Origin of the sequence: Marinactinospora rubrisoli (genome assembly GCF_042664915.1) — a bacterium.
In the GTDB taxonomy this organism is placed as follows: Bacteria; Actinomycetota; Actinomycetes; order Streptosporangiales; family Streptosporangiaceae; genus Marinitenerispora; species Marinitenerispora rubrisoli.
Map to the genome: position 1 here is coordinate 393,482 of NZ_JBHTBH010000001.1, position 17,850 is coordinate 411,331.

Below are 17,850 nucleotides of genomic sequence, written 5' to 3' on the forward strand. Positions count from 1 at the left end.
GCGAGGCGGTGAGCGCGACCAGGTGATCGCGCTCACGCGTGGGCGGATATCCGCGCCACCGCCGCCGAGACCAGCGCCGCGTTGTCCTCGGTCTCCGTTCCGTCCGGGCCGAGTAGGGTGTCCTCCAGCCCGATGCGGATGTCCCGGTCCGCGGCGATCGCGGTGTCCAGAAGCGGCCACGCCGTGCGCTCGGTCCCGTGCAGGAGGCGGGGCAGCGTCACGCCGGCCCGGTCCAGCACCGCCTCGATCGCGGTCACCGTTTCCAGCGCCTGGGCCACCGTGGGTTCTCTCGGCTCGATCACCACGTGCGTGAACTCCTCGGCCAGCCCGCTGACGGTGAGGATCCGGGCCGCCTGCACCGAGCGAAGGGCCGCTTCGAGGTCCACCTGCCGGTCGATCAGCAGCCGGGCCACCTCCATCGCGCCCGGCTCGTCCAGGTGGACCGTGGCCGAGTCCGGAAGCGCGCCCCAGCGTTGCACGAGGTCGTAGCGCCGCCAGGGGTCCGGCTCGGCCGACAACCCCGTGGTCACGCTGATCGGCACGCCGGGGACCGCAGCCCGCAGCTTCTCCAGCAGCGGGGTGAGCACCTGCGGCTCCAGTGCCTGGTCGCCCCGGCCGTCGCGCGGGTGGACGTGCACCTCGGTGGCACCCGCCGCGACCACCCACCGCGCGTCCGCGGCCACCTGGTCCGGTGACACGGGCAGCGCGGGGTGCGCGCCCGGCCGCCGGTCGCCGTTGAGACAGGCGACGATTCTCATGGAGTTCCTCTCGCCTCGGGGGCGTTCGCTTGTGCGGAACATGCCCACCCGGCGTGCGCGACAAGCGCTCCACCGCGAGAGACCGGGTGGCACGATGGCGTCCATGACGAGCGCACGCACGGTCCCGGCGGGCCGAGATGGCGTACTGGCGGTGCTGCTGATGCTGCTGCCGGTCACCCTGGGCGCCACCCCGTCGCCGGACGAGTCGGCGGCCGCGGGCGCGCCGGAGGGGTCGGAGGTCGCGTTCCGGCTGAGCGATCCGCGGATCGCCGAGTCCAGCGGGCTCGTGGCGTCGCGGCTGCACGACGGCGTGTACTGGACGCACAACGACAGCGGGGACCAGTACGGCCCCGACGTCTACGCGGTGAACGAACGCGGGGAGACGCTGGCCGTCGTCCGGTTGACCGGGGCCGGGGTCGAGGCCCGCGACTGGGAGGCGATCAGCATGGGTGCCGACGACTCCGGGGCACCGGCTGTCTTCGTCGGCGACATCGGGGACAACCTCGACGGCGGCTGGCCGGACGTGCGGGTCTACCGGTTCGCCGAGCCCGCGGTCCTCACCGATCAGACGGTGGCGGCCACCACCTTCACGCTCCGCTACGCCGACGGCGCCCGCAACGCCGAAGGCATGATGATCGACCCGCGCGACAACCGGCTGTACGTGACCAGCAAGGAGGTCGGCGGGGGGCTCTACGCGGCCCCGGAGCAGCTCACGCCCGACGGCGTGAACGAGCTGACCCGTGTCGCCTCGGCCCCGTTGTACGTCACCGATGCCGCCTTCTCCCCCGACGGCTCCCGGTACGCCATCCGTACCTACTGGAACGCCAACGTCTACGACGCCACCGACGGCGTGCCCGGCCGCATGGTGGAACGCGTGACCCTGCCCCGGACCGACCAGGGAGAGTCGCTGGCATTCACTCCCGAGGGAACGGCGCTGATGGCCGGCACCGAGGGCGGCGACAGCCCGGTGTGGCGGGTGCCGCTCCCCTCAGCGCCCGAACCGAGCCCGGCCCCGAGCCGCGAACCGGCCCCGGTCACCGCCTCCCCGGACCGCCCGTCCGCGGAGGAGGGCAGCGCCCTACCCCTCATCCTGGGTGGTGGACTCGGCGCGGCGGTGGTCATCGGCGGAATCGTGTGGTTGGCGAGGCGGGGGTGACCGGCATCAGGGGCGTGGGGTCAGAGCCACTTCTCCACGGGGGGCAAACTGGCGGTGTCGAACTCCACGTCGAACGGCTCGGGCAACCGAATCGACTTACCGAACGGCACCGTGGTGGTCTTCATGTATCGCCCGTTCTCTGGCTGCTCGTACAGGGTGACGGAGGGTTCAGGCCGAGCCCACCGGTCCACGAGCAGGTAGAGAGGGACTTGGCCATGAACGTAGCCGCGCAGCTTTATGACGCGGTCGCGGTAGGCGTTGTTTTTTGCGGCAACCTCTACGGCGAGAAGCGCGTCCTCCGCACGGGCGGGATCGGCCGATCCGTCGAACGCCAAGTCCTCAGGCATGACCACCAGACCAGGTGTGTACACTTCGTTCAATTGCGCGATGATAATCCCGGGCGTTGGGTAGCAGAGCCACTCGTCGGGGATGACCCGCTCTAGGGCCCGGGCGATACGGGCGACGGCAACGTTGTGTGCTTTGGACGGCGGGGCCATAAGCCTGATTTCCCCATCGATGATCTCGGCCCGCCAGCCGTCGGGCACATCCAGCTCTTGCCAGGTGCGCAGCAGGTTCCCGTTCTGTCCCGCCGTGGGAGTGGGCTCGCCGGTCTCGGGAGTGGAATCGGCTTCCATCACAGCGACGCTCACTTCGCTACGTCACCTCCAGAACCGGAAGTGTGATCAATTTTTTTCAGGTCGCGCGCCGTTTTTCAAGAGTAGGGAGATCTTCGGAGTCTGAGTGGTTCACGCGGCCGGTGTCGGATAAATTCCGGGTCAACCTGCTTGAAATTCGGCGGTCAGGTTGCTGTTTCCCGGTCGACGTCCGCATTCCGCGACTACTGTCCGAAAAATAGGTGAATTCCGCAAATATTGGTGTTTCGGGCTGGTATTAGTCATTCTGCGAAGAAGATCTCCCGAGCCAGGAACGCGTGCCGCGAGTGGTCGGTGAACACCCCGTCCACCCCCAGCGCGAAGAACGCCTCGTACTCCGCCGCGAAGTCGCCGTAAGCCGTGGGGTCGTCACCCGACCGCAGCGTGGCGGGCAGGTAGTGGTTCTCGCTGCGGAAGGTGTACGGGTGCACGAGCAGCCCCAGCGCGTGGGCGTCCGCGACCAGCGTCGTGGGTTCCACGAGGTCGCCGTCCTTGTCGCGGGGGATGATGCGTGCCTTGTCCGGCCCGATCGCGTGGGCGTACTCGGCGACTTCGGCCAGGCCGTCCGGTGTGGCCACCGGATCGAAGGCCGGTCCGCCGTGCATGAGCTGCACCAGGGGGAGCTCCAGCTCGGTCAGCTTGCGGAGGCTGTCGGCCTCGAAGGACTGCAGGTAGACGGGTACCTCCGGCTCCGGGCCGGCCAGGCCGGTGTCGCGGAGCAGAGCGATGAGCGGCGGCTCCAGCTCCAGGCCGGCCGCCGCGTGGTAGGCGGGGTGCTTGGTCTCGGGGTAGACGCCGATCGGCCGGCCCAGCTCCGCGGTGAGGCGCTTGGCGAGGTCGATGATCTCCGCCATGGTGGGGATCTGGTACCTGCCGTCGTGCGGCGCGTTCTCCGGGCGGATGTCGGGTATCCGCTCGACCGCGCGCAGGGTTTTGATCTCGGCCAGCGTGAAGTCCTCGGCGAACCAGCCGGTGACCTCCCGGCCGTCGACCGTGCGCGTGGTGCGGCGGTCGGCGAACTCGGGGTGGCCGGCGACGTCCGTGGTGTGGCCGATCTCGTTCTCGTGCCGCGCGATCAGGTGGCCGTCGGCGGTGGCCACCAGGTCGATCTCGATGAAGTCGCCGCCGTGCCGTGCGCCCAGCTCATAGGAGGCGAGCGTGTGCTCGGGCCGGTGCCCCGAGGCGCCGCGGTGCGAGATGATGGTGACCGGGTGTTTCCGCTGCTTTCTGCGCACTTGGAGGATCCGTCCAACCGGGTCGGTGGGTCTGGGCACGAAACGGGCCGGTCCGGGAGCCGGACCGGCCCTGAGGTCGTCGCGGCGACAGGCGGCGGGTCAGGCGAGCTGCGCGACCACGTGGTCGATGCACGCGGTGAGCGCCTGCACGTCGCCCGGCTCGATCGCGGGGAACATGCCGATGCGGAGCTGGTTGCGGCCGAGCTTGCGGTACGGCTCGGTGTCGACCACGCCATTGGCGCGCAGCACCTTGGCGACCGCCGCGGCGTCGACGTCGTCGGCGAAGTCGATGGTGCCCACCACCTGCGAGCGCTGGGCGGGGTCGGCCACGAACGGGGTGGCGAACGCCGACTTCTCGGCCCAGGTGTACAGGGTGCCGGCGGACTCGGCGGTGCGGCGCACGGCCCAGTCGAGGCCCCCCTGCGTGTTCAGCCACTCGATCTGCTCCGCGAGCAGCAGCAGCGTCGCCACCGCCGGGGTGTTGTACGTCTGGTCCTTGCGGGAGTTGTCCACCGCGGTGGGCAGGGAGAAGAACTCCGGGACGTAGCGGTCGCCCGCGGCGATCTCCGCGACGCGCTCCAGCGCCCTGGGCGACATGACGGCGATCCACAGGCCGCCGTCCGCCGCGAAGCTCTTCTGCGGGGCGAAGTAGTAGACGTCGGTCTCGGCGATGTCCACGGGCAGGCCACCGGCTCCGCTGGTGGCGTCGACGAGCACGAGGGCGTCGCCGTCGGCACCGGCGACCCTCCGGATGGGTGCGGCGACACCGGTGGAGGTCTCGTTGTGGGTGAGCGCGTAAACGTCCACACCGGCCTCGGCGCGCGGGGTGCCGTGCGTGCCGGGCTCGGAGGTGATGACGGTCGGCTCGGCCAGCCACGGGGCGCCTCGCGTGACCTTCGCGAACTTCGAGGAGAACTCGCCGAACGAGAGGTGCTGCGACTTCTCCCGGACCAGGCCGTGTGCCGCGATGTCCCAAAAGGCGGTGGTGCCGCCGTTGCCGAGCACCACCTCGTAGCCGTCCGGCAGCGCGAACAGCTGGGACAGCCCGGCGCGCACGCGGCCGACCAGCGACTTGACCGGCTTCTGGCGGTGCGAGGTGCCCAGGTAGCCGGATCCGGAGGCGGCGAGGGCGCTCAGCTGCTCGGGACGCACCTTCGACGGTCCGCAGCCGAAGCGGCCGTCTGAGGGCAGCAGGTTCGCGGGAATCTGGATGTCGGTCACCTGGCCAAGCGTACTCAAGTCGGGGACACGTGCGCTGGTGGAGGGCGGAGTTGCGCGGAGCGCGAGCCGCCGAGCGTCCGGAGCCGCCGACGCCCTTGCGCGTAGCGCCTTTTGCGTTGGCGGTGGAGGGGAGTGAGGTGGTGAGTGCGACCAGGGGCACAGGGCGCGAGCCGCCGAGCGTCCGGAGCCGCCGACGGCACGGCCGAAGGCCCACCGCGTTGGCGGTGGAGGGGAGTGAGGCGGTGAGTGCGACCGAGTGGCACAGGGTGCGAGCCGCCGAGCGTCCGGAGCCGCCGACGCCTGCCGTCGGAGGCCGATCCGCGTTGGCGGTGGAGGGGAGTGAGCCGGTGAGCGCGACCAAGGACATGGGGACGGGTGGCGCCCGGTACGGCCGGGGGTGCGGTGTCGCGAGGGACTCGATTCTGTGGTTAGTCGAATCTGACCGGTTCGTCATAGTTGGTGGCCACTTCGGGTCTTCGTGTGGTTGAAGCGGCCGGAAACCGGTGGGTAATGGCATTTTGGCGCAAAAGAGTGGCGCTGAGCCACGAGTGACGGTCCCCCGGTCCCCCCGACCGGCCCGATTCCGACAGCGGAGGACCCATGAGCAGCCAGCGCACCGGCGCGTCGGCCGAGGAGTTCCTGACGGAGTTCCTGGACGCGTTCGCGCGGTTGCGCGAACGTCCCAGCGCCCACCGGATCCGGGAGCAGCGCCGATTCGCGCGTCGTGCCGCCCATCGCCGGTTGTACCGGTTCGACGACGGTGGCGCACCGGAGGACCTGGCCGCTCCGCCGCCGGTACTGAACGTCCGGGTCACCGATCAGCGCGAGGCGGAGGAACTGACGGAACTGCTCCGCAGGAGATCCTGGCCGCACCCCTTCGCGGTCCTGCACGACTGCGAGGACAGGGCGGCGGAGCGGCGGGCGCGGTCCGTCGCGGACGCGGGCGGGCGGCCGGGGGCGAACGCCTCCTGGAGGGGCAGGGGAGCCGAACGGCGGGCGAGTGACGCGGCCACCACCGCCGAGGTCTACGACGTGGTGGGCGAACTCGCCGCCACCATCCAGCTGGATCGCGGCCCGGAGGGCGGTCCGGCACGGGCCGCCGACGTGGCGGCCGGCCCGGAGCCCGGGACGGACGGGCCGCGCCGATGGGCCGCCGGTGTGCGCGCGTGGGCGTCCGGGCGCCGGCCGCCGCACCCGCCGCGCCTGCCGAGGTGGGACTCGCTGGAGGCGCTGGCGGAGATCGACGTCCAGGACGTGCTTCAGAGGCTCAACCCCGAGCACGGCGGCGAGCGCGGGACGCTCGTCGCCGAGCCGCGCACCCACCTGTACGTGACCGAGAAGCTGCGCGAGCACCGCGCCCGGCGGCGGCGGGGCGGCCGGAAGAGCGTCACCGACCGGCCGCCGCCCGCCTTTCTGCGCAAGGCCAAGGACGAGGCCTACAGGTTCATCGCGTTCTGCTCGCGCAAGCTCAACTTCAGCTGGCTGGACCACAGGATCCTCACCCCGGTCGGATTCCTGCTCTCGACCGTGCCGCTGCTCGGCTTCCCGCTGCTCGCGATCCTCGCGGGGTGGCTGGACAACGCGCTGACGTTGACCATCTTCGGGCTGCTGGCCGTCGCCTACGGGCTGGGAGCCCTTTTCTACCTGCCGTGGCGGCGCTACCTGTGGCTGCTCCGCCAGCCCTACCAGCCGACGCCGGGCGACCCGTCCTCCAGTGTGCCGCGGCGAATCCGGGACATCGGCATCGCGACGATCAACGCGGTCTCGGACGCCCGGTCACGGACGGAACCGCTGTCGCGGCAGGAGCCGCCGATCGTGCACCTGCTGGCCGTGAACGCGCTGCTCGACGACCTCAACGCGAGCTACGGGACGAGTCTGGTGCGGCACCGGCTGCGGTACGCCTGGCTGCCCCAGCGCGGACGGACCCGGCTCCCGGTCCTGGTGGTGAACGAGTGGCGGCTCCGCCGGGTGGGCCGGCACGTCGTGGCGCTCATCGAGGACATCCGCCGGAAGCACCGGTTCCCCGACCCTCTGGTGGTCGTGCGGATCGGTCCGCGCTCGGCCGCCCGGAAGCCGCGGGCGGAATCGCCGCCGGAGCACGCGCTGAAGGACTGGCTGCACACTCGCTTCGAGGTCGGTCGGCTGGGACCGAGCCGAGAGGTGCGGTTCGAGGCACCGGCACCTCTGAAGTGGGACGAGAACGTGCGGCGGGAGCCGGAGCTCGCCGAGGCGGACACCGTCCTCACCACCCGGGCGCTCGCGGTCCGCTGGCTGGTGGGGATGGCCGCCGCGGCGGCGCTGCTGCTGACGGCCGCCTCCGGTGTGGTGGCGCTCGCGCACGTGGTGGACCCCTGTGTGCAGGGCGCGAGGGCGCTCCCGCCGCAGGGCATCGTCACCGAGGACGGGCAGTGCGTCGGCTACACGGACGGCTCGTTCATCTTCGACGAGCGGCTGAGGCCGGTGCAGCGGCGCATCGCCGAGCAGAACGCCGACGCCGAGGAGGCCGGGGGCCCGGTCGTCACCGTGGTGTACTTCGGCGCGCTCTCGGTGCCCGCCGGGTCCGGGGACTCCGTGAGCTCGGGCGTGTACGGGGAGCTCGTCGGGCTCGCGCACGGCCAGAACGAGTACAACCGGATCTATCCCGACCAGGGCTACGCCGCGATCCGGATTCTGATGGCGAACACCGGGGCGTCCTGGCGGCATGCCGTGCGCACGGCCGGGCTGGTCGCCGGCGAGATGCGGCGCGACCCCACTCTGCTGGCGGCGGTCGGGTTCGGCAGCAGCCTCGGGGAGACGCGCGCCGCCATCGGCGAACTCACCCGCGCCGGGCTGCCGATGGTCAGCACCGCGGCCACCTTCGACAACCTCAGTGAGCTGCAGCCGCACCGGCACAGCGAGTTCTTCTTCCCGATCGCGCCCGCCAACACCCGCATCGCCCGGCAGGCCGCCGCGTGGGCCTACCACGGCGCGGAGAGCGGGGGCCGGACCCTCGAACCGGCCCGCACCGCGGTGGCGCTCGCGGACGACTCCCCAGGGGAGCTGTACGGGGTCGACCTCGCGACCACCTTCGCCCGCCAGTTCACCGATGAGGGCGGGATCATGAAGCCGTTCCAGCCCGTCCACCGCAACTCCAACGGACTCAACCCGGATCGCGGCGTCCTCACCTACGGCGGGCCGGAGCAGCCGGATATCCTCCTCCGCGCCGCGCAGATCTGCGCGGACCCCCCGGACCTCATCTACTACGCGGGACGTTCGGACGAGTTCGGGCCGTTCTACGACTACCTCCTCTCGCACGGTGACTGTGCCAGCGGTGTCACCATCCTGGCCGCCGACGACATCAGCAAGTACGTCACCGACAACATCGCCCACCTGACCGACAACGCCGGCCGCAGCCCGGTCTTCTACACCCCGCTGGCCGCCACCGGGGCGTGGGGGGTCACCGGCGGTCGCGGCGCCCCGGCGTTCTACCGCCAGCTGAACCGGCTGGAGGACGAGCTGGGCCTGCGTTCCGGGCCCGAAGGGCCGTCGCGGGCGCACGAGGTGATGGCGTACGACGCGCTGCTCGTCGTCACCGACTCCGTGCGCCGTGCCCAGAACGCGCAGCGGGTCGGCACCGAGGAGCGGCGGCCCGTACCGGCGGACCTGCGGCTGCCGATCAGCGAGACGAGCGGGCTCGGTGGAGTAAGCGGCCTCATCGATTTCGGCCCGCCGGCCGAGGGCCACTGGTACGACGAGCGGGTGGTCCAGCTCGTGCTGGCCGGCCCGGTGGGGCCCGGCAACATCGCGCAACAGACCATCGCGGTGTGCGGCCGGGTCACCACCTCCGGCCCTCTGTACCGCGACGGATGCGTCTGATCCGGCCGCGGGCCGCGTCCCCGGGCGCCCCTTCCCGGCCCCGGAAACGACGATGACCCCGTGAACATGTCACGGGGTCAGGCGTTCGCGAACCCGCGACCGGGCGCGTCCCGGTCGGCGGAGCGTGGGAAACCCGGTCAGACGCCCGCGGAGAGCGCCTCGGCCGCGCCGTCGACCTGGTTGATGTCCCGCTCGGCCGGGCCGGTGTAGCGGGCGCTGGGGCGCACCAGACGGCCCGTGCGCTTCTGCTCCAGGATGTGCGCCGACCACCCCGCGGTGCGGGCGCTGGTGAACATCGAGGTGAACATCGACGAGGGGATCTCGGCGAAGTCCAGCACGACCGCGGCCCAGTACTCGACGTTGGTGGCGAGCACCCGGTCGGGCTTGCGGGCGTGCAGCTCGTCCAGTGCGGCGGTCTCCAGTGCGGCGGCGACCTCGTACCGCGGCGCGTCGAGCTCCTTGGCGGTACGGCGCAGCACCCGGGCCCGCGGGTCCTCCGCGCGGTACACGCGGTGCCCGAAGCCCATGAGCCGCTCACCCCGGTCCAGCGTCTGCTTGACGTACTGGCGGGCGTCGCCGATGCGCTCGGTCTCGTCCAGCATGTGCAGCACGCGCGCCGGAGCGCCGCCGTGCAGCGGCCCGGACATCGCGCCCACCGCGCCCGAGAGCGCGGCGGCCACGTCGGCGCCGGTGGAGGCGATGACGCGCGCCGTGAAGGTGGAGGCGTTCATGCCGTGCTCGGCGGCCGACGTCCAGTAGGCGTCCACGGCCTTGACGTGCCGCGGGTCGGGCTCACCGCGGAGCTGGATCATGAAGCGCTCGACCACCGTCGATCCCTCCGCGACCCGGCTGTGCGGTACCTGCGGCTGGTCGCCGCGCGCCGACTGGGCGATCACGGAGAGCGCCGCCGACGCCGCGCGGGCGACGTTGTCGCGCGCCTCGGCGTCGTCGATGTCGAGCAACGGCTTGAAGCCCCAGAGAGGTGCCAGGGTCGCCAGCGTGCTCTGCACGTCGACACGGACGTCACCGGTCGAGACCGGCAGGGTGATCGGATCCGCGAAGGGAAGTCCGGGGTTGAAGCTGTTGTCGACCAACAGCCCCCAAACACGCCCGAAGGTGACCTGGCCGACGAGATTCTCGATGTCGACGCCCCGGTACCGGAGGGCACCGCCCTCCTTGTCCGGTTCGGCGATCTCGGTCTCGAACGCCACGACTCCTTCGAGCCCGGGTTTGAAGTCCGACATACCGGCTTCCTCCGTCTCCTCGGTCCTGGAAAGGGTGCATCCATTAGACCGGTTGGGGTTTTTTCGATGACACGCGAGGTGTCCCAATGGCTGAGCCACCGGCTGGCGCGTACCCCACAGGTCATGTGAGGATGCACCACTGTGAACCATTGTGACCCCGCTGAGCTGCGCGAACCTTATGACGGTACGTCCCTCCGCCGCGCCGACCTGTCCGCGCACCCCATGAAGCAGTTTCACATTTGGTTCACACAGGCGCACACGGCGGGGCTGCCCGAGCCGAACGCCATGGTGCTGGCGACGGTCGAGCCGGACGGCGCGCCGCGCGCCCGGACCGTTCTCCTCAAAGGCTACGACCGCACGGGCCTGCGGTTCTTCACCAACTACACCTCCCGCAAGGCGCGGGCGCTGCGGGAGAACCCGCGGGCCAGCGTGGTGTTCCCGTGGCACGCCATCCGGCGGCAGGTGATCGTCTCCGGCCGTGTGGAATGTCTCAGTACCGAGGAGAACGACGCCTACTTCGCCTCGCGGCCGCACGGCTCGCAGATCGGCGCGTGGGCGAGCGAGCACCAGTCGGCCCCGGTGGCCGGCCGGGCGGAACTCGACGCCCGCTATGCGCGGTTCGAGGCCATGTGGCCGGACGGCGAGCCCGTGCCGCGCCCCGAGTACTGGGGCGGGTACCGCCTGCTGCCGGTCGAGGTGGAGTTCTGGCAGGGCAGGCCGGACCGGATGCACGACCGGTTCCGTTACCGGCGGGTCGGCCCCGATGTCCCCGAGGCCGAGCCGGCGGCGGTCTGGGACATCGAGCGGCTCTCGCCCTGAGCGCCGCGCGTCAGGGCGGGCGCGCCCTGCCGTGGCCGGGTGCGGATATCCCGCGATCCTTCCGAATGGGAGTGATCTCCGGCACATTGCACAGAGGTGAGCCCGCCGTTGCCACGCTATGATTGATGCCATCGGTGGCCGCTCCCGCGGCCAGTGCCGCCGGCCCGGTGGGTGTCGCCCCTTCCCAGGCGCGCGACTCCGGAACAGCAGCGCGCTGGCCTGTGTTGAGAGATCTGCCGTTGACTGCTCTCAACGGGCCCTTGAGGGGAGGGGGAGCCTTGACCGCACACGGGCTTATCGACACCACGGAGATGTACCTCCGTACCATCTTCGAGCTCGAAGAAGAAGGCATCGTGCCGCTGCGCGCCCGGATCGCCGAGCGGCTGCGCCAGAGCGGGCCGACGGTCAGCCAGACGGTCGCGCGGATGGAGCGCGACGGACTGCTCCGGGTCGAGAACGACCGCCATTTGGTGATGACCTCCGAGGGGCGGCGGCTGGCCACGCACGTCATGCGCAAGCACCGCCTCGCCGAGCGCCTCCTGGTCGACATCATCGGCCTGCCCTGGGAGGACGTCCACGTCGAGGCGTGCCGCTGGGAGCACGTCATCTCCGAGGCCGTCGAGGAACGGCTCGTCCGGCTGCTGAACGCCCCCTCGGTCTGCCCGCACGGCAACCCCATCCCGGGCCTCGACGAGCTGGGCCTGCGGGACTACGTGCCGGAGCCCTTCTCGGACGACTCGATCGTGCCGATGGCCGACGTCGCCAACGCCACCGAGGTCCGCGTGGTCGTGCGCCGGATCAGTGAGCAACTGCAGGCCGACCCGGAAGTGATGCTCGCTCTCAAGGACGCCGGGGTACAACCCGAACATGAGGTGACGCTCGTCGCGAGCGAGGACGGTGTTCGGGTGATTGGTGGGACGCACAGGGATGGGGAGCCAAGCGAGCTGTCGCGGCAGATCGCCAGTCACATCTTCGTCGCCAAGCCGTAGACGGGGGAAGGGGCGCCTGACCGGGGGTCCCCGAGTAAATGTCGCGTTGCTCTGCGGATACGATTCGGCTGTTGCTACGCTCGGCTCATGGCGTGGGCCGGTCGACATGAAGCTCCATATGCCCATTGCGCGGGGGCGATATGGGTCGCGTGGGTCATCATGAGTACGGTCCGTGACGGCGAGGTGGCGGCTTTATGAAGCGGTGGGGGGAAGCCTTCTACGACGAGAACGCCCTGGCCGGGACCGACGTTCTGGAGCAGGCGCAGATCGCCGTCGTCGTGGTGGACCGCTTCAGTAACCTGCTGTACTGGAACCCCTCCGCAGTGGAGCTGTTCGGCTTCGTCGGCGGCGACGACCATCGCGGCACGTCCCTGCTGGACCTCGGCATCCACGAGGCCGACCACGAACTCGCCGGCCAGCTCGCCCGCCGGGTGCTCAAGGGCGAGAACTGGGACGGCACCTTCGCCGTCCGGCGCGGCGACGCCACCTGGGTGCACGTCCGCGCGCAGGCCGTCCCGCTCAAGCACAGCTCCGGAGCCGTCGACGGCGTGGTGATCTTCGCCCAGGAGGCCATGCGCGACGGCCGGGCCGAGGACCAGTACGGGCTGCTCGACCGCATCGGCGCGCGGCTCGCCGGCTCGCTGGAGACCGAGTCCACCGCGCGCGCGGTCGCCGAGATCCTGGTGCCGCAGTTCGCCGACCACTGCTTCATCGACCTCATCGACAACGACCGCCTCATGCGGCGCGTCTCGCTGCACGCCGAAGGCTGGACCCCGCCCCCCGCGAGCTGGTTCGAGGTCGGCGAGGAGGTCCATTACCCCGATCACCACTTCGTCGTCAAGGCCATGCGCCGCCTGGAGACCGTCGTGGTCGGCGACTACGTGCACGCCACCAACGTCGCGCCGAACGAGCGCTCCGCCCGCGTCTCGGAACAGGTCGGGGTCACCTCGGCCATCGCGGCGCCGCTACGCGCCCGCGGCGAACTGCTCGGCGTCATGACGCTCGCCCTCTCCCGGCTGACGCCGCGGCGCAAGACGCACTACGACGGCTTCGACCGCGACCTCATCGGCGCCATCGCCTCGCGGGTGGCGCTGGCCATCGACAACGCCCGGCTGTTCGAGGAGGAACGCAGCACCGCGCTCGCCTTCCAGAACAGCCTGCTGCCGCGCAGCTTCCCGCCGTTCGACGGGCTGTCCATCGCGCACCGTTACATCCCGGCCAAGCCCCTGGAGACCCACGGGCACGGCATCCAGACCCAGGTGGGCGGCGACTTCTACGACGTCATCCCGCTGTCCGCGGGCCGGGTCGGCATCGTCATCGGCGACGTCGAAGGCCGTGGTCCGCACGCCGCCGCCGTCATGGGCCAGCTGCGCGCCGCCCTGCGCGCCTTCGCCCAGGCCGACCGCGAACCGGCCGACATCCTCCGCGAGCTCGACGAGTGGGTCCGCCAGCTCGGTCAGCCCGACGAGGAGGGCGGCACCTGGGTTCCCAGCGTCAGCTGCCTGTACATGGTCTACGACGCGTGGTCCCGCGAACTGTCCTACGGCAACGCCGGCCACCAGGCGCCGCTCCTCATCTGCGACGGCCGGGTCGAGGAACTCGCGCTCGACATCTCCGACATGCTGCTCGGGGTCAAGGTCAAGGGCGTGCCCTACGACGACGCCGTGTACCACCAGTCCACGCTCACCCTCCCGCCCGGGGCCACGCTGCTGCTGTACACCGACGGCCTGGTCGAGCGCCGGCCGCTCGGCGGGACGGTCAACGTGCAGCGGGCCTTGGAGCAGCTTCACGAGCGGGTCCGCGAGGTCGCCAACAAGGACGTCGAGCAGATCGCCGAGGGCGCCGTCATGGCGGTGCCCGGCGAGATCGACGACGACACCGCGCTGCTCGTCGTCCGGTCGCACCCCGAGGAGCTGGCCCTGCAGGAGGGCTGGTTCCCCGCCGAGGCGCCCACCGTCGGTGAGGCCCGGCGGCTGGCCGCCACCACGTTCGCCGACTGGGGGATGGACCGCGACCAGGCCGAGCTCGCCTGCCTGCTCGTCTCGGAGATCGTCACGAACGTCGTCATCCACGCCACCCCGCACCCCGTGCGCCGCGAGTTCACCGCCGAGGGCGTGCGGGACTCCGACGGCCCGGCGCCGGTGTCCGCGGACTCCGCGGGCGGGCTGGACGAGTTCGACGAGGACTGGTCCGACCTGCTGGACGAGGTCACCGCCGCCTCCGCCGAGCCCACGGAGGAGGCCACCGGACGGGAGTTCCTGCTGCGGCTGCGCCGTGGGGCGTCCTCCGTCTGGGTCGAGGTGTTCGACCACGACCTCCGCCTGCCCCGGATCCGCAGTGCGGGGGCCGACGACGAGGGCGGCCGCGGCCTGTACCTCGTCGACCAGCTCGCCTCCAGATGGGGCTCGCGCCCCACTCCGGACGGCAAGGCGGTCTGGTTCGAAATCTCGATGCAGGCGGACTGACACACCGTGGGCTCCCGCCGCGCCGGGGGGCCCTTTCGGGTTCGCGGCCGCGGCCACGAGCCCCGGGCGGCGGATCACCGCCCGGCGGTCACCGCCACGACCACGCCCACAGCAGCAGCACCAGGAACACGAAGAACACCACCAGGCCACCGGTCGCCCAGGGGACGTGCATCCTGCGGCGGAGCTTGCGTATGCCGATCACCAGCAGGATGACCAGCAGCCCGAGGACGATCAGGCCGTCGTACACGCCGTGATCCTTTCGCCGTTGCCCGTCGGGGGGTGGCCGCCGTCCGGCGGACGGTCCGCCGTCTCCCGGCGGCCCGCGCCACCGCTGGAGACCGGCGGCGGGGATCCGGCGGGCGGCGCCACGGGTCAGTCCATCATGTCGTACCCACGGCCCGGTGTGGGCGCCCACACCGGGCCGCCATGCTCTGCTACCGCGCGGCCGGCCGGGCCCGCCGGACGGTGAGCCGCGTCGCCGCCGCAGACCGCCGCGACCACGGCCGCCGCCGCGAGCGCCGTGACCAGCGCGGCCATGGCCGGAACCGGGCGGGGGTGGACGGATCGGCCGGACCGAATATCGTTCGGTCTAGGACGTAGGACCGACGCGCCGCAGGAGGGCACCGTGGCTGAGGCATACATCGTCGGGGCGGTTCGCACCCCCGTGGGGACGCGCAAGGGGGCGCTGGCGGGCGTGCACCCCGCCGATCTCGGGGCGCACGTGCTCAGGGAGCTGATGGCGCGCACGGGGGTCGACCCGGCGGCGGTCGAGGACGTCGTCATGGGGTGCGTGAGCCAGGTGGGGCCGCAGGCGGTCGACCTCGCCCGCACCGCGTGGCTGTCCGCCGGGCTGCCCGAGAGCACGCCCGGCGTGACGATCGACCGGCAGTGCGGCTCCTCCCAGCAGGCCGTGCACTTCGCGGCCCAGGGGGTGCTGTCGGGGACCCAGGACCTCGTGGTGGCCGCCGGGGTGGAGAACATGGGCATGGTGCCGATGGGCTCCAACGTCCAGCCGGCCCTCGACGCCGGGCTGTCGCTGTACGGCGAGGGGTGGACGGAGCGGTACGGGACCCAGGAAGTGTCGCAGTTCCGTGGCGCCCAGCTCATGTGCGAGCGGTGGGGGTTCAGCAGGCGCGACCTGGAGGAGTACGCCTTGGAGAGCCACCGCCGGGCCGCAGCGGCGATCGAGGCCGGCGTGTTCGACGAGCAGGTGGCGCCGCTGGCCGGGGTCGCCCGGGACGAGGGCGTGCGCCCGGACACGTCACTGGACCAGATGGCCGGCCTGAAGCCGCTGCGGGAGGGCTGGGCCATCACCGCGGCGGTCGCCAGCCAGATCTCCGTGGGGGCGGCCGCGCTCCTCGTCGCCTCGGAGCGCGCCGTGCGGGCGCACGGGCTCACCCCGCTGGCCCGGATCGTGCAACTGGGCCTGGTCGGCGACGACCCGGTCGTCATGCTCACCGCGCCCATCCCGGCGACCCGGACCGCACTGCGCAAGGCCGGGCTGTCGGTCGAGGACATCGACGTGTTCGAGGTGAACGAGGCGTTCGCCACGGTCCCGCTGGCGTGGGCCAAGGAGACCGGTGCCGACCTGACCCGGACCAACCCCAACGGCGGCGCCATCGCGCTCGGGCACCCGCTGGGGGCGACCGGTGCCGTCCTCATGACCAAGCTCGTCCACGAGCTGCGGCGCAGTGGCGGCCGGTACGGCCTGCAGACGATGTGCGAGGGCGGCGGCCAGGCCAACGTGACCATCGTCGAACGCGTCTGAGCGCCGCCGTCCGGCGCCCGGAGACGGGCACGGGAGCATTCGCGCGAGGTGTCCGGCGTGCCGGGGTCCGTCCGGTCCCGCCGGGCCCGTGTCGCGGCCCTGAGCGGCGGACCGCCTGGCGAAAACCGGAGTTCCGCCGTCGGCCGCCCGCGAAGAGTGTTAGTTTTCCCAGGCCGGGAGGGCATCCCGCCGCACCCGCCCGGGTGCGGCGGGGTTCGGCCGTTCGGGGCCGTGGTCCGCCGGGGCGTGCGGACGGCATGTCACGACGGCACCGGAGGCGACAGCCGCCGTACGGCCCCCTCCAGCCCCGACCGGACGTCGGCCGGCCGGTCGTGCTCCAGACCGTGCAGGACCTCGTACCACGGGCCGAGGCGGTGCCAGAGGAGGGCGCGGTCGCGCAGTTCGGTGGTGACCCCGTAGCGGGCCGCGAACTCGGCGGCGAACTCCGTGGGGGTGCCGAACAGCGCCCAGGCCAGGTCGATGGCCGGGTCGCCCACGTGGGCGTCGGAGAAGTCGATGACCCCGGTGAGGCCGCCGGAGTCCGACAGCAGGTGTTCGGGCCCCAGGTCGCCGTGCACGACCGTGTCGGTGGGGCACAGCGGGATCGCGCCGAGGAGCGCCCGCGCGACCTGCCGCCGGTCGGCGGGGAGCAACGGCAGCACCGAGGCTCGAAACCGGTCCGCCGTTTCGAGACGGTCGAGCACGGTCGCCCGGGCGTCGGGCAGGCCGTGGCCGACCGCGGCGGCGGCGTCGGTCGCGTGCAGCGCCCGGAGGAACGCCGCCAGTTCCCGCGCGTGCGCCGCGGTGGGCCGTTCGGTCGGTTCCCCGGGCACCAGCGCGTGCCGGACGACGAGCGGCTCCGCGCGAACCACCTGCGGCTCGGGCACGCGGAGCGGCAGCCGTGCCGCCAGCCAGGGCATCAGGCGGGTCTCCATGCGCAGCCGCTCGCCGACCTCGGCGCGCCGGGGCCGCCGCTCGATCCAGCGGCCGTCCACCAGTGTGGCGGTGCTGTCCCAGCCGCCGGGCAGTTCGAGTGCGGGAGTCGCGTCGTCGGGCATGGGACGAGTACACCACGCGCCCTCAGGTGCCGGGGCGGCCACGCTCGGCCGTGGCCGCCCGAGGATGGCCGAGGCCGGTGAGCCGGCCCGCGGCCGACGGTCTAGCAGTTGAGGTAGCCGCGGCCGGCCGAGCGCCAGGTGCAGGAATCCACGCTCGCTCCGGCGGCGTTGCGCAGGGTGGCGGTGTCGCCGGTGTTGTTCCAGATGTAGGCGCCGGATCCCCAGTACCGGTGGGCGGAGCCGTTGGTGCCGCGCCCGGTGTGGATCCGCACGGAGGCGCCGGCCGCGAGCGTGTAGCCGCCGAACGTGTAGACGTGCCGTTGCGCGTCACGCAGTGTGTAGCCGCGCAGACTCACCGCCCGGCTGCCCGAGTTGCGGATCGTCACATATTCGGCGTTCAGCGAGCCGGCGCTGCGGTCGTCCGTCCCGGGGCTGTCGTACTGGATGCGGGTGAGCTGGACGGTGGACGCCGCTTCGGCCGGCGTCGCGACCGCCAGCGTGGAGACGAGTGCCAAGGCCGCGGTCGCGGTCGCGGCCAGAGGGCGGATGCGCATGTGCGATTACCTCTCAGGAGTGTCCGGAGGGCCGGGGCGGCCCGGGTGTCCCGGGCGAACCGTGTGTCCCGGGCG

At 71.9% G+C, this 17,850-nt stretch carries 14 protein-coding genes; 6 read left to right on the forward strand and 8 right to left on the reverse strand.

Going from position 1 to position 17,850, the window contains the following annotated elements:
* Positions 1 to 32 precede the first annotated feature (32 nt).
* A complete protein-coding gene (locus tag ACFQRF_RS01845) occupies positions 33 to 758 on the reverse strand; it encodes a 3-keto-5-aminohexanoate cleavage protein (RefSeq protein ID WP_379868242.1) in 726 nt (241 codons plus the stop codon).
* 103 nt (positions 759 to 861) lie between these two features.
* Between ACFQRF_RS01845 and ACFQRF_RS01850 the strand changes: the two genes are divergently transcribed.
* Positions 862 to 1,914, forward strand: a complete 1,053-nt coding sequence (locus ACFQRF_RS01850; RefSeq protein WP_379868244.1) for a hypothetical protein — start codon at positions 862 to 864, stop codon at positions 1,912 to 1,914.
* A 20-nt stretch (positions 1,915 to 1,934) separates the two neighbouring features.
* On the opposite strand, the gene ACFQRF_RS01855 is transcribed toward ACFQRF_RS01850, so the two are convergent.
* From ACFQRF_RS01855 to serC, 3 genes are all read right to left on the reverse strand, one after another.
* Entirely contained in the window at positions 1,935 to 2,564 is a 630-nt protein-coding gene (locus tag ACFQRF_RS01855; RefSeq protein WP_379868245.1) for a Uma2 family endonuclease, read from the reverse strand.
* A gap of 245 nt (positions 2,565 to 2,809) precedes the next feature.
* A complete protein-coding gene (locus ACFQRF_RS01860; protein WP_379868246.1) occupies positions 2,810 to 3,802 on the reverse strand; it encodes a glycerophosphodiester phosphodiesterase family protein in 993 nt (330 codons plus the stop codon).
* A 99-nt stretch (positions 3,803 to 3,901) separates the two neighbouring features.
* Positions 3,902 to 5,023 (reverse strand): phosphoserine transaminase, encoded by a 1,122-nt coding sequence (gene serC, locus ACFQRF_RS01865; protein WP_379868248.1) that lies wholly within the window; start codon positions 5,021 to 5,023, stop codon positions 3,902 to 3,904.
* A gap of 600 nt (positions 5,024 to 5,623) precedes the next feature.
* On the opposite strand from serC, the gene ACFQRF_RS01870 reads away from it, so the two are divergent.
* Positions 5,624 to 8,878, forward strand: coding sequence for a type 1 periplasmic-binding domain-containing protein (locus ACFQRF_RS01870; RefSeq protein ID WP_379868249.1), 3,255 nt, complete (start codon positions 5,624 to 5,626; stop codon positions 8,876 to 8,878).
* 137 nt (positions 8,879 to 9,015) lie between these two features.
* Here the strand turns inward: ACFQRF_RS01870 and ACFQRF_RS01875 are convergent, their stop codons facing one another.
* Positions 9,016 to 10,122: a citrate synthase 2 gene (locus ACFQRF_RS01875; protein ID WP_379868250.1), complete on the reverse strand. Its 1,107-nt coding sequence runs from the start codon at positions 10,120 to 10,122 to the stop codon at positions 9,016 to 9,018.
* Positions 10,123 to 10,263: 141 nt separating this feature from the next.
* Here ACFQRF_RS01875 and pdxH point away from each other — a divergent pair, with 141 nt between their 5' ends.
* The 3 genes from pdxH to ACFQRF_RS01890 all read left to right on the forward strand — a co-directional run bounded on the left by pdxH (position 10,264) and on the right by ACFQRF_RS01890 (position 14,395).
* Entirely contained in the window at positions 10,264 to 10,941 is a 678-nt protein-coding gene (pdxH, locus tag ACFQRF_RS01880; RefSeq protein ID WP_379868252.1) for a pyridoxamine 5'-phosphate oxidase, read from the forward strand.
* A gap of 278 nt (positions 10,942 to 11,219) precedes the next feature.
* Positions 11,220 to 11,930 (forward strand): metal-dependent transcriptional regulator, encoded by a 711-nt coding sequence (locus tag ACFQRF_RS01885; protein WP_379868253.1) that lies wholly within the window; start codon positions 11,220 to 11,222, stop codon positions 11,928 to 11,930.
* Between the two features lie 194 nt (positions 11,931 to 12,124).
* Positions 12,125 to 14,395 carry a SpoIIE family protein phosphatase gene (locus ACFQRF_RS01890; protein WP_379868255.1) on the forward strand — a complete coding sequence of 757 codons (2,271 nt, stop codon included), beginning with the start codon at positions 12,125 to 12,127 and terminating at the stop codon, positions 14,393 to 14,395.
* Positions 14,396 to 14,483: 88 nt separating this feature from the next.
* Here ACFQRF_RS01890 and ACFQRF_RS01895 read toward each other — a convergent pair whose 3' ends face one another.
* Positions 14,484 to 14,642 (reverse strand): hypothetical protein, encoded by a 159-nt coding sequence (locus tag ACFQRF_RS01895; protein ID WP_379868256.1) that lies wholly within the window; start codon positions 14,640 to 14,642, stop codon positions 14,484 to 14,486.
* 378 nt (positions 14,643 to 15,020) lie between these two features.
* Here ACFQRF_RS01895 and ACFQRF_RS01900 point away from each other — a divergent pair, with 378 nt between their 5' ends.
* Complete coding sequence (locus ACFQRF_RS01900) at positions 15,021 to 16,163, forward strand: acetyl-CoA C-acetyltransferase (RefSeq protein WP_379868257.1); 1,143 nt, start codon at positions 15,021 to 15,023, stop codon at positions 16,161 to 16,163.
* Positions 16,164 to 16,423: 260 nt separating this feature from the next.
* Here ACFQRF_RS01900 and ACFQRF_RS01905 read toward each other — a convergent pair whose 3' ends face one another.
* A complete protein-coding gene (locus ACFQRF_RS01905) occupies positions 16,424 to 17,221 on the reverse strand; it encodes a phosphotransferase family protein (protein ID WP_379868259.1) in 798 nt (265 codons plus the stop codon).
* Between the two features lie 101 nt (positions 17,222 to 17,322).
* Positions 17,323 to 17,775 carry a lamin tail domain-containing protein gene (locus ACFQRF_RS01910; RefSeq protein WP_379868260.1) on the reverse strand — a complete coding sequence of 151 codons (453 nt, stop codon included), beginning with the start codon at positions 17,773 to 17,775 and terminating at the stop codon, positions 17,323 to 17,325.
* Between the last annotated feature and the right edge of the window lie 75 nt (positions 17,776 to 17,850).

What these genes read in the sequence shown, in the direction of transcription:
- ACFQRF_RS01845 (WP_379868242.1), bottom strand. Translation starts at nt 758, where the DNA reads ATGAGAATCGTCGCCTGTCTCAACGGCGACCGGCGGCCGGGCGCGCAC.
- ACFQRF_RS01850 (WP_379868244.1), top strand. Translation starts at nt 862, where the DNA reads ATGACGAGCGCACGCACGGTCCCGGCGGGCCGAGATGGCGTACTGGCG.
- ACFQRF_RS01870 (WP_379868249.1), top strand. Translation starts at nt 5,624, where the DNA reads ATGAGCAGCCAGCGCACCGGCGCGTCGGCCGAGGAGTTCCTGACGGAG.
- ACFQRF_RS01875 (WP_379868250.1), bottom strand. Translation starts at nt 10,122, where the DNA reads ATGTCGGACTTCAAACCCGGGCTCGAAGGAGTCGTGGCGTTCGAGACC.
- ACFQRF_RS01890 (WP_379868255.1), top strand. Translation starts at nt 12,125, where the DNA reads ATGAAGCGGTGGGGGGAAGCCTTCTACGACGAGAACGCCCTGGCCGGG.
- ACFQRF_RS01905 (WP_379868259.1), bottom strand. Translation starts at nt 17,221, where the DNA reads ATGCCCGACGACGCGACTCCCGCACTCGAACTGCCCGGCGGCTGGGAC.
- ACFQRF_RS01910 (WP_379868260.1), bottom strand. Translation starts at nt 17,775, where the DNA reads ATGCGCATCCGCCCTCTGGCCGCGACCGCGACCGCGGCCTTGGCACTC.